This is a genomic window from Pseudomonas sp. MTM4 (genome assembly GCF_019355055.1).
GTDB lineage: Bacteria > Pseudomonadota > Gammaproteobacteria > Pseudomonadales > Pseudomonadaceae > Stutzerimonas.
The window spans coordinates 552,667-568,535 of record NZ_CP048411.1; the positions used below are offsets into that span (position 1 = coordinate 552,667).

Below are 15,869 nucleotides of genomic sequence, written 5' to 3' on the forward strand. Positions count from 1 at the left end.
CGCCCCGGCTTCGGCCGGGGTTCTATCAATCGGGGGAAGTGCATGTTCATCCAGATTCTCGGTTCTGCTGCAGGCGGTGGTTTCCCTCAGTGGAATTGCAATTGCTCCAACTGTGCCGGCCTGCGCGCCGGTACGTTGCGCGGACTGGCACGTACCCAGTCGTCCATCGCCATCAGCGATAACGGCGTGGACTGGATTCTCTGCAACGCCTCGCCGGATATCCGTGCGCAACTGGAGGCCTTTCCCGCCTTGCAGCCGGCGCGCAAGCCGCGCGATACGGCGATCGGCGCGATCATCCTGCTCGACAGTCAGATCGATCACACCACCGGCTTGCTGACGCTGCGCGAAGGCTGCCCACATGAGGTCTGGTGCAGCGAGATGGTCTACCAGGACCTGACCACCGGCTTTCCATTGTTCAACATGCTCGAGCACTGGAATGGTGGCTTGAATTGGAACCCCATCGCCCTGGACGGCAGCTTCGTCATTCCGGCCTGTCCGAGCCTCGTCATCACGCCGATTCCGCTGCGCAGTTCGGCGCCGCCGTATTCGCCGCACCGCAACGATCCGCATCCGGGCGACAACATCGGCCTGTTCATCGAAGATCGCCGCACCGGCGGCAAGCTGTTCTATGCGCCGGGCCTGGGCCAGGTGAGCGAGGCGCTGCTGGGCACCATGCGCGGCGCCGATTGTCTGCTGGTGGACGGTACGCTCTGGCGCGACGACGAAATGCGTGTGCGTGAGGTCGGCGACAAACTGGGCAGCGAAATGGGCCATCTGCCTCAGAGCGGCCCGGGCGGCATGATCGAGGTGCTCGACGGCCTGTCGGCGGCGCGCAAGATCCTCATTCATATCAACAACACCAACCCGATTCTCGACCAGGACTCGCCCGAGCGCGCCATTCTCGACGAGCACGGCATCGAAGTGGCCTTCGATGGCATGAGCATCGAGTTGTAGCTGCGCCGAATGTAGGGTGCGCTTCGCGCACCGGACTACTTCGGAATTGATGGTGCGCAGATCGCACCCTACGAGAGCAATCCTCCCCACGCGTGTATTACCAACTGGGAATAGCAAAGGAAGCCGCGATGACCCTGCCAGCCATGACCCCCGTCGAATTCGAACAGGCGCTGCGTGCCAAGGGCGATTACTACCATATTCATCACCCCTTTCATCGAGCGATGTACGCCGGGCAGGCCACCCGTGAGCAGATCCAGGGCTGGGTGGCCAACCGTTTCTACTACCAAGTCTGCATTCCGCTGAAGGATGCGGCGATCATGGCCAACTGTCCGGATCGCGACGCGCGCCGCGAGTGGGTCCAGCGCATCCTCGACCATGATGGCGCGCCCGGCGAGGAGGGCGGCATCGAGGCCTGGCTGCGGCTGGCCGAGGCCGTGGGGCTCGACCGCGAGCAGGTGCTGTCGCAGGAGCTGGTGCTGCCCGGCGTGCGTTTCTCAGTGGATGCTTATGTCAACTTCGCGCGCCGCGCCTCCTGGCAGGAGGCGGCCAGCAGCTCGTTGACCGAGCTCTTCGCACCGACCATCCACCAGTCGCGCCTGGATGCCTGGCCGCAGCATTACCCCTGGATCGATGCCTCCGGTTATGACTATTTCCGCAAGCGCTTGAAGGAAGCGCGTCGTGACGTCGAGCACGGGCTGCGCATCACGCTCGGCCACTACCGCACGCGTGACGCGCAGGAGCGCATGCTGAACATTCTTCAGTTCAAGCTGGACGTGTTGTGGAGCATGCTCGATGCCATGAGCATGGCGTACGAATTGGGCCGTCCGCCGTACCACACCGTGACCCGTGAGCGGGTTTGGCATAACGGCATTACGTTGTGAGTGCGAAACCCCGCGCAGCGTGTATGGCCACCCGTATTTGGCAAGTGAACTGACATGAACGAGAACATTCTGCTGAAAGTCCCGGTCTTCCGCCGCGGTTATCGCTTCCAGTTCGAGCCGGCGCAAGGCTGTCACGTTTTGCTCTACCCGGAGGGCATGATCAAGCTCAACGACAGCGCCGCCGAGATACTCAAACGGGTCGACGGCGCCCGTACGGTAGGAGGAATCGTTGCCGATCTGCAGGGGAGTTTCCCCGGCGCGGAGGCCATCGAAGAAGACATCCTGGCATTCCTGGAGGTGGCCGTTGAACGGTTCTGGATCGAGCTTCGTTAAACCCGGCTACGAACCCGGTCCGCCGCTGTGGCTGCTCGCCGAGCTGACCTACCGCTGCCCGCTGCAATGCCCGTACTGCTCTAACCCGCTGGATTTCGCCCGCAGCCATGAGGAGCTGAGTACCGCCGAGTGGATCGAGGTGTTCCGCCAGGCGCGGGAGATGGGCGCGGCGCAGCTGGGTTTTTCAGGTGGCGAGCCGCTGGTGCGCCAGGACCTGGCCGAGCTGATCGAGGCGGCCCGCGGGCTGGGTTACTACACCAACCTGATCACTTCGGGCATCGGCCTGACCGAAGAGAAGATCGCCCGCTTCGCCGAAGCCGGGCTGGACCATATCCAGATCAGCTTCCAGGCCGCCGACGAAGAGGTGAACAACCTGCTGGCCGGCTCGAAGAAGGCCTTTGCGCAGAAGCTGGAAATGGCCCGCGCGGTGAAGCGGCATGGCTACCCGATGGTGCTCAACTTCGTCACCCATCGGCATAACATCGACAACATCGAGCGCATCATCGAGCTGTGCCTGGAGCTGGAAGCGGATTTCGTCGAGCTGGCCACCTGCCAGTTCTACGGCTGGGCCGAGCTGAACCGCGCCGGCCTGTTGCCGAGCAAGGCGCAACTGGAGCGGGCCGAACGCATCACCAACCAGTGGCGCGAGCGGCTCGCCGCCGAGAATCATCCCTGCAAGCTGATCTTCGTGACGCCCGACTATTACGAAGAGCGCCCCAAGGCCTGCATGAGCGGCTGGGGGAACCTGTTTCTCGACGTCACTCCCGACGGCACCGCATTGCCGTGCCACAGCGCGCGCCAGCTGCCGGTGGAGTTTCCCAACGTGCGCGAGCACAGCATCGAATACATCTGGCGGCATTCCTTCGGCTTCAATAAGTTTCGCGGCTACGACTGGATGCCCGAACCCTGCCGTAGTTGCGACGAGAAGGAACAGGACTTCGGTGGCTGCCGTTGCCAGGCGTTCATGCTCACCGGCGACGCCGCGAATGCCGACCCGGTGTGCAGCAAGTCGGCGCAGCACGGCAAGATTCTCGCTGCGCGCGAACAGGCCGAGCAGAACGCGCCGGGCCTCGATCAACTACGCTACCGCAACGAGAAAGCGTCGAAACTCATCCTCAAGGTCTGACCTGGTAGCTCCGGTCGCCGGACGATGGAGCAACCATGAGCAAAACCGCTGTTCCCTATGGCTCCTGGCCCAGCGAGTGGAGTGCCGAGCGGGCTGCCGCCACCAGCCAGGACTTCGCCGAGCTGCGGGCCGGTCATCGCGGGCTGTTCTGGATCGAGTACGACCCGGCGGATGCGCATTGCACGCTCAGGTACTGGCGGGTTGCAACAGCCGCGTTTTGCCGAGGACGGGATTCTTTATTGCCTGAGCGATCATGATGGTTTGGCGCGAGAGCGGAGGGCGGCTTGTGGTGCGTGAGTTTGGCGGTGCGCCGAGCGTACCCTACGGAAACATGCCTGAGTCAGCCGTAGGGTGCGCTCCGCGCACCGGTGATTTTGACCGTACCCCGGCCCCATGGCAGTTAGGTACTGCCAGCTATCAGCCCCTGGCCGGTGGCGGTCTGTTGTTGACCCACCGCCGCCTATCAGCTGCATCCGGTGGAACGCCACGGCTTTCGCAACGCCGCCAATCTGGCTGATGCGCTTCAGCGTGAATGACGCTTCTACCAAGCGCTGCTTTGAACGACGCTCGTCTGGGAAGCCAACCCTAGCTCTGATCCCGTTTCGCCGAAGCCGCGTCGGGTTATGCAACGAAACGGGACGGACCTACGCACGCTATTCCTTGAGTGCATTGCTTTACCCGACCAATCCAGTAGGCTTGCGCGGTTGTTACAAAAATAATAAAGGCCACGGTGATGAGCCCGAATATCAGCCTCCAGCGTAAATTCGTTTCCCCTGAAATCATCTTCGGTGCCGGTTGCCGTCACAGCGTCGGCACCTGTGCCAGCAACTTCGGCGCGCGCAAGGTGCTGGTGGTTTCCGACCCCGGTGTGGTGGCTGCTGGCTGGGTAGCCGACGTGCAGGCCAGCCTCGAGCGGCAGAACGTCGAACACCACCTGTTCACCGATGTATCGCCCAACCCGCGTTGCGAAGAGGTGATGCTCGGCGCCGAGGTCTATCGCAACGAAGGTTGCAACGTGATCGTCGCGGTGGGCGGCGGCAGCCCGATGGATTGCGCCAAGGGCATCGGCATCGTGGTCGCCCACGGTCGCCATATCATCGAGTTCGAAGGGGTAGATACCCTGCGCGTCCCCAGCCCGCCGCTGATCCTGATCCCCACCACGGCCGGTACCTCGGCCGACGTGTCGCAGTTCGTGATCATCTCCAACCAGGACGAGCGGATGAAGTTCTCCATCGTCAGCAAGGCGGCTGTGCCGGACGTTTCGTTGATCGACCCGGAAACCACCGCGAGCATGGATCCCTTCCTGTCCGCCTGTACCGGCATCGACGCGCTGGTGCACGCCATCGAGGCGTTCGTCTCCACCGGTAACGGCCCGCTGACCGATCCCCACGCGCTGGAGGCCATGCGGCTGATCAACGGCAATCTGGTGCAGATGATCGCCAATCCGGCGGATATCGCCCTGCGCGAGCAGATCATGCTCGGCAGCATGCAGGCCGGGCTGGCGTTCTCCAACGCGATTCTGGGCGCCGTGCATGCCATGTCCCACAGCCTCGGCGGCTATCTCGACTTGCCTCACGGACTGTGTAACGCGGTGCTGGTCGAGCACGTGGTGGCATTCAACTACGACGCCGCGCCGGATCGCTTCAAAATCGTCGCCCAGACGCTGGGTATTGATACGCGCGGCCTGAACCACCGGCAGATTCGCGAGCGCCTGGTGCAACATCTGATCAGCCTCAAGCAGTCGATCGGCTTCAAGGAAAGCCTCGGCCTGCATGGCGTCGACCTGTCGGATATCCCCTTCCTTTCGCAGCATGCGATGCAGGACCCCTGCATCCTTACCAATCCACGTTCTTCGACCCAGCGCGATGTCGAGGTCGTCTATGCCGAAGCCCTCTGACGATCAACAGCAGGCCCTGACCCAGCTGCTCGGCTTCGGTAGCCATTCGGCGCGCAAGAGCCATTACCCCGAACTGCTGAGCCGCCTGGAGGAGCTGGAAGCCGAGCGCAATCGCTACAAATGGCTGTTCGAGCATGCGGTGCATGGCATCTTCCAGGCCAGCCTGCAGGAGGGCATTCGTGCCGCCAACCCGGCCTTGGCGCGCATGCTCGGCTATGAAAGTCCCGAGGCTGCGCTGTGGGCGCTGACCGATCTGTCGCATCACCTGTTCATCGGTGGTGAAGAAGAGCTGCTGCAGATTCGTCATACCCTGAGCAGTCAGCTGGGCCTGTTCGGCTACGAAACCCGGTTGCGGCGCAAGGACGGCAGTTTCATCGACGTCATGATGAACCTGCTGCTCAAACCGGACGAAGACGGCCTGGTGGAAGGCTTCGTCGCCGACATCACCGAGCGCAAGCAAGCGCAACAGCGGTTGCTGCAGCTCAACGAGCAGCTGGAACAGCGCGTTGCCGAACGCACCTGCGAATTGCGCGAAGCCCGCGATGCCGCTGAAGCGGCCAACCTCAGCAAGGACAAGTACCTGGCTGCCGCTAGCCACGATTTGCTGCAACCGTTGAATGCGGCGCGGCTGCTGATCTCCACCCTGTGCGAACGGGACTTGCCGAGTGCCGAGCGCAACCTGGTGCTGCGGGCGCACCAGGCGTTGGAAGGCGCGGAGGACCTGCTCACCGACCTGCTGGATATCTCCAAGCTGGACCAGAGCGCGATCAAGCCGGACATCGACAGCTATGGCCTCGACGAAGTGCTGTTGCCGCTGGTTTCGGAGTTCCAGCCGGTCGCCGAGGCGGCGGGGCTGCAGCTCGTCCACTTCATTCCGCGCTATGCGATCCAGACCGATTTCCGCCTGCTGAGCCGCATCCTGCGCAACTTTCTCAGCAATGCCTGCCGTTACACCGAACGCGGTCGGGTATTGCTCGGCGCGCGCAAGCGCGGCGGTTCGCTGCGCATCGAGGTCTGGGATAGCGGGCGCGGCATCGCCGAGGACCAGCTGCAATCGATCTTCCTTGAATTCAATCAGCTCGGGGTCGAGCGCGCGGCCGAGCGGCGGGGCGTCGGCCTAGGGCTCGCCATCGTCGAGCGCATCGCCAAGATGCTCGACTACCGCATCCAGGTCAGGTCGCAACCGGGGCGCGGCTCGGTTTTTTGCATCGAGGTGCCACTGAGTGAATCCATGCCCAGGCGCAATATCGAGACGCTGGTCAGCGTGCCGCAACTGGGTGATCCCTTGCCGGGACGGCGGCTGCTGGTGCTGGATAACGAGCTGAGCATTCTGCATAGCATGTTCGCGCTGCTCGGCCAGTGGGGCTGCGAAGTCCTCACGGCGACCGATCAGGCGCAAGCGATTGCCGTGCTGGGCGGGCAGGCGCCGGAGCTGATCCTGGCCGACTTCCATCTCGACCAAGGTGTCACTGGCTGGGAGGTGGCGCAGGCATTGCGTGAGCGCTTCGGCGAGGCGATTCCGGTGGTGATGATCACCGCTGATCGCAGCGACCAGTGCCGCAAGCAGTTGCAGGGCCTCGGCGTGCCGGTGCTGAACAAGCCGGTCAAGGCCGGCAAGATGCGCTCGGTGCTCAGCCATCTGCTTGCTGGCGATACATCCAAATCGGCTGTGGAGTAGTGGTAGAAAACAAGCCGCGATCTAGGCATTTCAGTAAAGCCAGACCTCTACGCGCCTGTTCTTGACCCGGCCTGACGGGGTATTAGAAGCCACTGGAAGTTGATCACCCAACCCATTGATATCTTTAACCAGAATTCCACCACGCGCTAACTCGCGACGCACCGCCATCGCGCGGAGTTTGGACAGCAGCTCGGTACGCGCCGAGTCCCCTCGCGCATCGCCGAAGCCCACCAGCACCGCGGCGTTCATCTGTTTGTCAGCACGCTGGAGATAATCGATCAAGCGTCCGATATCACGTTGAGCCTTGTTATCCAGCCGTGCGCTGCCCTCGTCGAAACGAAAGTTGACGGTCAGCCGCCGGGCATCGTTGGCCAGGTCTTGGTAAAGCTGTGGCATGTCGGGTTGGGCCGGCAGCTTTATCGCAGTGATTGCCTGCGCGACGTAGCCGGCCTTTTCGACGATGGCCTGCCCGGCGGCGCTATGGGCAAAGTCGAGATAGGCCCGTGTCCAGTCCGACTGGGCAGTAGGCTTGGCATAGAGGAACAGACGGCGCGACAGCGGATAGTCTTCGGTCGCGACCAACGCGGTGGACGGAAGCATGGGCTCCGAGTCGCCGTCGGCAATCGCCAGCGCCTTGGCGCTCCCCACCGAAGCGAGGCCCACGAAGCCGATAGCACCAGGGCGGCTGATGACCGTTTGGGAAAGCTGGTCATTGGATTCATAACGCAAGGCACTGCCGGCGAGCGTCTTGTTCTGAGTGCCGAGTACCAGTTCCTTGAAGGTGTCATAGGTGCCGGACTGATCGTCGCGCGCATGCAGTTCAACGGTCAGATCATCGCCGCCCAGCTCGCGCCAGTTGCGAATCTCGCCAGCGAACAGGCCGGCGACTTGCGCGACGCTGAGCGAGGCGATTCGGTTGTTCGGATGGACGATGATCGCCAAACCGTCGATGGCGATTATCTGCTCGGACTGTGCGCTGCGCAGGTTACCGAGGCTGGCCAGGCTGTCGTATTCGCTGTCCTTGATGGGGCGCGATGCGGCGGCAAGATCGGCGGAACCGTTTCCAAGTCCAGCAAAGCCTGTGCCTGTGCCGTGAGCGGCAACCAAGGCGTGCAGCGTGCGGCCGGTTTTGCTGTCGATTGCGCTTATCCTCTGCTCGTTTTCCTTGGTGGAAGCGATCTTTATCGATTGCAGTCCCTGTGCTTCGAACAGACCGGCGATCAACATGGGCGCTAATTTGGCGCCGACGGTGTTCGACCCATGGATGCTCAGTACCGGCTGATCCTTTGCAGGTAACGCAGGCACGGCTCCGTTTACCGAGAGGGGAGATGCACAGAACAGGGCGAGAAACGCCAGGCATAGCACCCGTTTCCCAATGGCGCGTGCGGACGTAAAAAGTGCCATGCAGCGAATCTCCCTTTCAAAGAAGCGGGGAGATTAAGACGCTTTGTTTACCGTTATGTGACCGCCGACCTGGATGGATGTCGATCTGTGCATCAGTACCCCGCTGCGCAACTCGGCGGGTGGAGTCGAACCGGCGGCTCAGTTCAGCTCGATCCAGACCGGGCAGTGGTCGGAAGGCTTCTCCATGCTGCGGATGTCGTAGTCGACACCACAGTCGATGACGCGCTGATGCAGGCCGGCGGTTGTCAGGATCAGGTCGATGCGCAGCCCTCGACGTGGGTCATCTTCGAAACCACGGCTGCGGTAGTCGAACCAGCTGAAGCGATCGACGACTTCCGGGTTGAGCGTACGGAAGCTGTCCTGCAAACCCCAGCTCTTCAGCCGCGCCAGCCATTCGCGTTCTTCCGGCAGAAAGCTGCACTTGCCCGTACGCAGCCAGCGCTTGGCGTTCACGTCGCCGATGCCAATGTCGCAATCCTCAGGCGAGATGTTGAAGTCGCCCATGATCGCCACCGATTGATCGGGCGTGAAGCGCTCTTCCAGCAGGGCTTGCAGATCCGCGTAGAACTTGGTTTTGGCGGGAAACTTGGTCGGATGGATACGGCTTTCGCCCTGTGGAAAATAGCCATTCATGACGGTCACCGGCTGGCCGTTGGCATCGGCGAAGCGACCCCAGATGAAGCGCTTCTGCGATTCCTCGCCATCGTCGGGAAAGCCTTTGTGGATTTCCAGCGGCGCCTGCCGCGATAGCAGGGCGACACCGTAATGGCCTTTCTGACCATGGAAATGTACGTGATAGCCGAGCGCTTCGATCTCGGCCTGGGGGAACTGTTCGTCCGCTACTTTGGTTTCCTGCAGACCGATGACGTCCGGCTGGTGTTTTTCGATAAGCGCAGCAAGTTGATGAGGTCGTGCGCGTAAACCGTTGATATTGAAGGAGACGAGCTTCATGGATGAGGGCTCCGGAAAAACCGCGATTCTAATCGTTTCGGGCTTTGCGGTGCGAGTCGTATCAGCCGGTCGCCAATAAGCGGCACGAGCACGGTGCGGGTGCTAACGTGAATTCAGCGCTCTACAACATAAGAAAGAGAACTGCCATGCCGATGCCTGCTGAAGTACGAATGCTGGACAGTGGTTACGCCAGGGAGGCGCGCTCGCTTCTGTACAACGCTTACCGTCACGAACCCACCTATGCCTACCTGTTCGAATCCGATCGGCCCGGGTACGACCAGCGTGTACGCGCCACCGTGCGTGAGCTGGTCAATCAGCATTTTCTACAGGATCAGCCCGCGCTGGGGTTGCTGGTGGATGATCGGCTGATCGCCGTGGCGTTGATCGCGCCGCCGCAGCGTCGTCTGGATGTCACCGAGAGTTGGGTATGGCGCATGCGCATGCTGATGACCACGGGCTTTCGCTGCACCCGGCGATATCTCGATTACCACGCGGCAGTGCTCGGCTGCCTGCCACCGGGCGCTTTTCATGTGCTGCCATTAATGGCCGTCCATCCGCAGTTTCAAGGGCAGCACTACGGTGAACAGTTGCTCGAGGCGCTGCATAACTGGTGTGCTGTGGACACGACCTCGCAGGGATTGGTGCTCGACACGGGCAATCCACGCTACCTGAACTTCTATGAGCGGCAGGGCTATGAGGAAATTGGTCAAGTCGCGATCGGGCCTGTGGTCGAACACGTATTCTTCCATCCCGCGCCGCGCCAGGTCGAAGCCAGTCGAGGATAGCGGCGAATTTTTGCGCGTTGCGCATAGTCCAAACCGGTGGTTTTCCGACGAAGCTTTTCGATGTTCTACCTAACGCTGTACGTCCCGTGCTACACGCAACCACGCCGATCCGAGCTTCGGTGTCTATCGTGCTAGCATCGCTCGCCATGCGTATGTCCTCCACTGGCCGGCTCGTTGCCGTCGGCCTAGCCTCGTTTATGTCCACTGGCGTCCATTCAGCGGAGCTCGATATCAGAATCGAGCCCTCCAACCGTGCCTTGCGCGAAAACGTTGAGAACTACATCGGTGACCTCGGCGACCGTGACGAGCGTGAGCTACTGCGCTACAGCCGCATCGCCCAGGAACAGGCGGAAAAGGCGCTGCAGGCCTTGGGTCATTACAACGGCGAGATCGAATCCGAAGTCAGCGGTGGCGAGAATCCGCAGCTCATTCTGCGTATCGAGCCCGGCGAGCCGGTTCGACTGCGCGATATCACCCTGCGCGTGGATGGGCCAGCCAGCGAATTGCGTACCTTCCGTGTGCCCCGTAATACGCTCAGGTCCGGCGAGGTGCTCAATCACGGCCTTTATGAAGAGGTAAAGCAGCAGATCCTCAATCAGGCCTCGCGCTATGGATTCTTCGAAGGTCGCTTCACGAGTCAGCGCTTGACCATCGACCCTTCGATCAACGCCGCGGACATCGAGCTGGTGTTCGAAAGCGGCCCGCGTTATGTGCTGGGGAATGTCAGCTTCGGAGGCGATTCACCCTTCGACCCGGATCTGCTGGCGCGGATGGTGCCGTTCGAGGCGGGCACGCCCTATGACTCGGAACTGGTGGCCGAGCTCAACCAGGCGATGCAGTCCAGTGGCTATTTCGAAGGGGTACGGGTCGACGCCAACCCGGCCAATGCCCAACAGCAGCGCATTCCTGTCGCGGTGCAGCTGACCACGCGCGATCCAAGAACCCTAGGGCTGGGGTTGGGATTTTCCACCGACGTGGGGCCGCGCATGCGTCTGGATTTCCTCCGTCACTGGGTCAACCCCCAGGGCCACAGTTACGGCGTCGAGACCGAGCTCTCGGCCCCGCGTCAGAACGTCGGGCTCTGGTACGACGTGCCGCTAGACCCGCCGCTGACCGACAAGCTGCGCTATGCGGCCGGTTACCAATACGAGGAGCTGGGTGACAACGATAGCCTCAGCGAACTGCTGACAGTCGGCCCCGAGTGGCATCGGAAGCTGCCCAGTGGCTGGCAGCGGGTCTGGTCGCTCAAATGGCGCCATGAACAATATGAGCTGGGCGATGATACGGGCGTCAGCACGCTGTTGATGCCCGGCGTCTCCTATAGCTATCTGCGCAGCGACAACCGTATCGACCCAAGCCGTGGCTACCGCCTGGAGTTCGAGCTGGCCGCAGCGAAGGACGGTCTGCTGTCCGACGCGGATCTGATCCATGCAAACACCACTGTGAAAGGCTTGATCACGCTCGCGGACCGTCATCGCTTCCTTGGTCGGGTGCAGGTCGGCGGCAACTGGACCAACGAATACACCAACGTGCCGCCATCACTGCGCTATTTCGCTGGTGGCGATCAAAGCGTGCGCGGTTACGACTATCAGAGCCTGTCGCCGACCAACTCGGACGGCGACCGCATCGGCGGCCGTTACCAGCTGGCAGTCAGCGCTGAGTATCAATATTCGCTCACCGACAAGTGGCGCGTGGCGACCTTCATCGATCAGGGAAATGCGTTCAACTCGCTGGAGCTTCCGTCGCTGAAAAGCAGCGTGGGTCTGGGCGTTCGTTGGGTTTCGCCGGTCGGGCCGATTCGTGTCGATCTGGCCCATCCGTTGGACAGTGACGGCGGCGTGCGGCTGCATTTCTCCATGGGGCCGGAGCTTTGAGGCGTACCGCGAAAATTGTCGGCTGGGTAATGCTCGGCCTGGTGACGTTACTGCTACTGATTCTGCTGGCCGCAGGTGCGGTACTGGGCACGCACATGGGGAGTCGTTGGGTCCTGAACAAGGTGCCTGGGGTGGAAGTGGAGCAATTCCACGGACGTCTGGGTGGCGAATGGCAGGCGGAGCGGCTGACATGGCAACAGGGCGCCAATCGTGCGGTGGTGGATGCGCCGCGAATGGCCTGGTCACCGATGTGCCTGTTGCGCATGACGCTGTGCATCGAGGAGCTGGTGGTCGGCGACATCGATCTACAGTTTCCGCCGACAGCCGAGGATGATGCACCGAGTGAGCCGTTCAGCCTGCCGGACGTCAAACTGCCGCTAGAGCTGCGAATCGAGCGCATCGAAATCGGCGAGCTTCGGCTGAATGATGTCGAACAGCTGCGAAGCCTGCAGCTGCGCGCCGATTGGCGAAAGGAAGGGCTGGACATCAACGCCCTTCAGGTACGCCGTGATGATCTTTCGCTGGATCTGACCGGCCGCTTGCAGCCGAACGGTGAGTGGCCACTGGAATTGAGCGGCACGGCTGCAATCCGTTCACCCGACGCGCAACCCTGGGCGCTGATGCTTGCGGTGAACGGCGAGCTGCGCGACCAGTTGCATTTGAATGTCGAAAGCCAGGGTTACCTCGATGCCAGGCTCAGCGGCCAGCTAAGCCCGCTGACATCGGAGCTGCCGGCGCAGCTTCGGATGGTGGTGGAGCGCTTCAAGGCGACTCCGGAACTGCCCGATGCACTGCGGTTGGACACCCTTGAGCTCAGCGCCGAGGGAGATCTGGATCAGGGCTACCGACTGGTTGGTGACGGCCGTTTGCAAGGCGAGGGCGGGGCGGTCGGCATTACATTGAACGCGCTGGTCGACGCCAAACATGCGGAGGTCGAAGCGCTGCAGCTGGATGCCGGCGAAGGGCAACGGATCAGCTTGAACGGGCAGGCCGATTGGCAGGAGGGTCTGACGGGTGAGGCCGAGCTGGCGTGGCGCGATTTTCCTTGGCGCAGGCTTTACCCCGACGTGGATGAGCCGCCGGTGGCGTTGCGCACGCTCGATGCGCAAATCCAGTACGACGACGGCAATTACCTGGGTAATTTTGATGCCGCGCTGACTGGGCCATCCGGCGAATTCACGCTGCGAAGCCCTGTCAGCGGCGACCTCGAAACCGTGCATCTACCGCAGCTGGAATTGCAGGCCGGGCTGGGCAGAGCTGCCGGCAATCTCAGCGTGGGCTTCGCGGATGGCATCGACTGGAACACTCGCCTGGACATGAGCGAACTCGATCCGTCCTTCTGGGTCGCCGAGTTGCCGGGCCAGCTGGCCGGCACGTTGAGCAGCCGTGGCACTATGCGCGATGAGCAACTGCAGGCCGAAGCGCGCCTGGATCTCGCTGGAACGTTGCGTCAGCAACCATTGAAACTACAGCTGGAGGCGAGTGGGCAGGGCGCCGCCTGGAATGTTCCGCTCGTCGACCTGCATCTCGGGGACAACCGAATCCAGGGCAGCGGACGCTGGGCCGAAACGCTGCAGGCGAATCTTGAGCTCGACCTGACGCGACTGGCGCAGCTCTGGCCTGATCTGCAGGGCCAGTTGACCGGCGACCTCAAGCTGGCCGGTACACCGCAAGCGCCCGGAGGCACGCTGACCCTCGAAGGCAGTCAGGTCGCATTCCAGCAAAACCGCATCGAGCATCTGGAGCTGGCCGCCAGCCTCGAACAGGGCGAGCGTGGAGAGCTGCGGCTGGTTGCCGATGGGCTGCGGGCAGGTGATACCGAGCTCGGCCGGCTACAGGTGACGGGCGACGGCTCCCAACAGGCTCATCAGGCCGATCTGAGTCTGCAAGGGCCGCTGCTGGATCTGTCTCTGGCATTGGATGGCGGTCTACGCGGCGAGGATTGGCGAGGGCGCTTGCTGCGGGCCGAACTGGATGCTCAAGGCCAGCAATGGGCCCTTCAGCGGCCAGCATCGCTGGAGCGACTGGCCAACGGTCGGATCACATTTGGTGCTCATTGCTTCGGTTCAGGCCCCGCCACGCTGTGTGCTGAAAATCAGCGGCTTCTGCCTGATCCGCAACTGCGCTACCGGCTACGCGACTTTCCGCTCGAATCGCTTGCCGAGCACATGCCGGACAACCTGAACTGGCAGGGCGAGGTCAACGCCGACCTGTCGCTCGACCTGCCCGCGGCCGGTCCTAGCGGCACCATTCGCATCGATGCCGGCCCAGGCACGTTGCGCATGCGTGACGGCGACCGATGGCTGGATTTCCCTTACGCAACCTTGGCTTTGAACAGCGAACTGACGCCCAAACGTGTCGATAGCCACTTGCGCTTCGAGGGCGGCGAACTCGGCGAGCTCGATGTGCGCCTGCAAGTCGACCCGAGTACCGAGGCGAAGGCCATCTCTGGGTCCTTCTTTCTGAGCGATTTCGATCTGTCCGTGGCCAGGCCCTTCGTCGCCCAGCTCGAGCGGTTGAATGGGCAACTGAACGGGCGTGGCGAGTTATCCGGCAGCTTGCAGGCGCCGCAGGTTAACGGCGAGCTGCGATTGAGCGACGCCGAGATTGCCGGCAGTGAGTTGCCAGTCAGTTTCGAGCAGCTGCAGGTTCGCGCGCTCATCGAGGGCGAGCGCGTGCGAGTCGACGGTGACTGGCGCAGCGGCGAGCAAGGACGAGGGGAAATCGCCGGAACCTTGAATTGGACCGATGCGCTGGATCTGGACATGCGCATCAGCGGCAGCCGGCTCCCGGTTATCGTCGAACCCTATGCCGAGCTGGAAGTCGAGCCGGATCTACGGCTGGAGCTAGCCGATGACCAGTTGGCGGTAAGTGGAAAGGTCCGGGTGCCACGTGGCGATATCCAGGTTCGTGACCTGCCTCCTTCGACAGTCAGGGTGTCCGAGGACGCGGTAATCGTCGGCACCGAAGCCGAGGACGCGCAGACGCCGTTGGCTATTCGCATGGATATCGATGTCGAGGTGGGCCAGGACCGACTGCGTTTCTCTGGCTTTGGCCTCACCGCGGATCTGGCGGGTTACCTGCACATTGGCGACAACCTCGACGCGCGTGGCGAGCTCAATCTCAACAACGGGCGTTATCGAGCCTATGGCCAGCGCCTGACCATCCGCCGCGCGCAGCTGCTGTTCACCGGCGTGCTGTCCCAGCCATTCCTGAATATCGAGGCGATACGGCGGATCGACTCGGACAACGTCATCGCCGGTCTACGCATCACCGGCAGCGCCGAGCAGCCACGGGTCGATGTGTTCGCCGAACCGGCGATGAGTCAGGAACAGGCGTTGTCCTATTTGGTGCTGGGACGGCCGCTGGGAACTGATTCCGGTGAGAACAACATGCTGGCGCAGGCTGCTCTTGGACTTGGCCTGGCTGGCAGTGCATCGATTACTGGCAATGTTGCGCAGCGTCTGGGTATTCAGGATTTCCAGCTCGACACCGAAGGAAGCGGCACGGAGACCAGCGTGGTCGCCAGCGGGCGCCTGACCGATCGCCTGACGCTTCGCTACGGCGTGGGCGTATTCGAGTCGGCCAACACCGTTGCCCTGCGCTATCAGCTGACCAAACGCATTTTTCTCGAAGCCGCAAGCGGGTTGGCCAGCTCCCTTGACGTTTTCTACCGACGTAATTTCTAAAGTCACGGTGCGGCATCCGCTTCTTGAAAAATATATTGAGTGGACTGGCGGCGGTGCCGCCTTAGGCTACTCTGGTGGGCTTATGTAACCGGCAAGTCGGCGTGACTCAACGGTCGATCTACAAGCCCTCCAGCGTCTTTTCGATGCTGCGCGAATCGCGTGCAATCGACGTCGCGCCAAGCGCTTGTGGTGGTGGTAGGATCGCTCGGTCGCTCCTTGTGTCGCAGCTATTACAGAGGCCTTGGCATGGGCCCTGCAAGTTGTCGGTAGTCACCCAGCACATGAAGTTCAGGGTCA

12 protein-coding genes are annotated in these 15,869 nt (G+C 62.1%); 10 read left to right on the plus strand and 2 right to left on the minus strand.

Annotation, left to right across the window (positions count from 1 at the left end):
• Positions 1-42: 42 nt before the first annotated feature.
• The 7 genes from pqqB (at position 43) to GYM54_RS02585 (ending at position 6,869) form a co-directional block, all read left to right on the plus strand.
• A complete protein-coding gene (pqqB, locus tag GYM54_RS02555; RefSeq protein WP_197444767.1) occupies positions 43-954 on the plus strand; it encodes a pyrroloquinoline quinone biosynthesis protein PqqB in 912 nt (303 codons plus the stop codon).
• Positions 955-1,082: 128 nt separating this feature from the next.
• The gene (gene pqqC, locus GYM54_RS02560) at positions 1,083-1,835 is read left to right on the plus strand and encodes a pyrroloquinoline-quinone synthase PqqC (RefSeq protein WP_181103616.1); all 753 of its coding nucleotides are present in this window, start codon (positions 1,083-1,085) and stop codon (positions 1,833-1,835) included.
• 54 nt (positions 1,836-1,889) lie between these two features.
• Positions 1,890-2,168, plus strand: coding sequence for a pyrroloquinoline quinone biosynthesis peptide chaperone PqqD (gene pqqD, locus GYM54_RS02565; protein WP_181103613.1), 279 nt, complete (start codon positions 1,890-1,892; stop codon positions 2,166-2,168).
• The gene (pqqE, locus tag GYM54_RS02570; protein ID WP_181103610.1) at positions 2,140-3,294 is read left to right on the plus strand and encodes a pyrroloquinoline quinone biosynthesis protein PqqE; all 1,155 of its coding nucleotides are present in this window, start codon (positions 2,140-2,142) and stop codon (positions 3,292-3,294) included. The genes pqqD and pqqE overlap by 29 nt, the downstream gene beginning before the upstream one ends.
• 35 nt (positions 3,295-3,329) lie before the next feature.
• Complete coding sequence (locus GYM54_RS02575; RefSeq protein WP_181103981.1) at positions 3,330-3,551, plus strand: hypothetical protein; 222 nt, start codon at positions 3,330-3,332, stop codon at positions 3,549-3,551.
• Between the two features lie 476 nt (positions 3,552-4,027).
• Positions 4,028-5,191, plus strand: coding sequence for an alcohol dehydrogenase-like regulatory protein ErcA (gene ercA / locus GYM54_RS02580; protein WP_181103608.1), 1,164 nt, complete (start codon positions 4,028-4,030; stop codon positions 5,189-5,191).
• Positions 5,175-6,869, plus strand: coding sequence for a NahK/ErcS family hybrid sensor histidine kinase/response regulator (locus tag GYM54_RS02585; RefSeq protein WP_181103605.1), 1,695 nt, complete (start codon positions 5,175-5,177; stop codon positions 6,867-6,869). Before ercA ends, GYM54_RS02585 begins: the two co-directional genes overlap by 17 nt.
• 30 nt (positions 6,870-6,899) lie before the next feature.
• Here GYM54_RS02585 and GYM54_RS02590 read toward each other — a convergent pair whose 3' ends face one another.
• Entirely contained in the window at positions 6,900-8,273 is a 1,374-nt protein-coding gene (locus tag GYM54_RS02590) for a substrate-binding domain-containing protein (RefSeq protein WP_181103603.1), read from the minus strand.
• 138 nt (positions 8,274-8,411) lie between these two features.
• The gene (xthA, locus tag GYM54_RS02595) at positions 8,412-9,224 is read right to left on the minus strand and encodes an exodeoxyribonuclease III (RefSeq protein ID WP_181103601.1); all 813 of its coding nucleotides are present in this window, start codon (positions 9,222-9,224) and stop codon (positions 8,412-8,414) included.
• Positions 9,225-9,370: 146 nt separating this feature from the next.
• Between xthA and GYM54_RS02600 the strand changes: the two genes are divergently transcribed.
• The 3 genes from GYM54_RS02600 (at position 9,371) to GYM54_RS02610 (ending at position 15,572) form a co-directional block, all read left to right on the plus strand.
• Positions 9,371-10,009 carry an N-acetyltransferase gene (locus GYM54_RS02600; protein WP_197444768.1) on the plus strand — a complete coding sequence of 213 codons (639 nt, stop codon included), beginning with the start codon at positions 9,371-9,373 and terminating at the stop codon, positions 10,007-10,009.
• 197 nt (positions 10,010-10,206) lie between these two features.
• Positions 10,207-11,883 (plus strand): autotransporter assembly complex family protein, encoded by a 1,677-nt coding sequence (locus tag GYM54_RS02605; protein ID WP_231752145.1) that lies wholly within the window; start codon positions 10,207-10,209, stop codon positions 11,881-11,883.
• Between the two features lie 29 nt (positions 11,884-11,912).
• Positions 11,913-15,572, plus strand: coding sequence for a translocation/assembly module TamB domain-containing protein (locus tag GYM54_RS02610; protein WP_197444789.1), 3,660 nt, complete (start codon positions 11,913-11,915; stop codon positions 15,570-15,572).
• Positions 15,573-15,869: the final 297 nt, after the last annotated feature.

Bases quoted from the DNA above. Each gene is read 5' to 3' on its own strand.
- pqqB (WP_197444767.1), top strand. From the start codon at position 43: ATGTTCATCCAGATTCTCGGTTCTGCTGCAGGCGGTGGTTTCCCTCAG.
- pqqC (WP_181103616.1), top strand. From the start codon at position 1,083: ATGACCCTGCCAGCCATGACCCCCGTCGAATTCGAACAGGCGCTGCGT.
- pqqD (WP_181103613.1), top strand. From the start codon at position 1,890: ATGAACGAGAACATTCTGCTGAAAGTCCCGGTCTTCCGCCGCGGTTAT.
- GYM54_RS02575 (WP_181103981.1), top strand. From the start codon at position 3,330: ATGAGCAAAACCGCTGTTCCCTATGGCTCCTGGCCCAGCGAGTGGAGT.
- ercA (WP_181103608.1), top strand. From the start codon at position 4,028: ATGAGCCCGAATATCAGCCTCCAGCGTAAATTCGTTTCCCCTGAAATC.
- GYM54_RS02585 (WP_181103605.1), top strand. From the start codon at position 5,175: ATGCCGAAGCCCTCTGACGATCAACAGCAGGCCCTGACCCAGCTGCTC.
- GYM54_RS02590 (WP_181103603.1), bottom strand. From the start codon at position 8,273: ATGGCACTTTTTACGTCCGCACGCGCCATTGGGAAACGGGTGCTATGC.
- xthA (WP_181103601.1), bottom strand. From the start codon at position 9,224: ATGAAGCTCGTCTCCTTCAATATCAACGGTTTACGCGCACGACCTCAT.
- GYM54_RS02600 (WP_197444768.1), top strand. From the start codon at position 9,371: ATGCCGATGCCTGCTGAAGTACGAATGCTGGACAGTGGTTACGCCAGG.
- GYM54_RS02605 (WP_231752145.1), top strand. From the start codon at position 10,207: ATGTCCACTGGCGTCCATTCAGCGGAGCTCGATATCAGAATCGAGCCC.
- GYM54_RS02610 (WP_197444789.1), top strand. From the start codon at position 11,913: ATGCTCGGCCTGGTGACGTTACTGCTACTGATTCTGCTGGCCGCAGGT.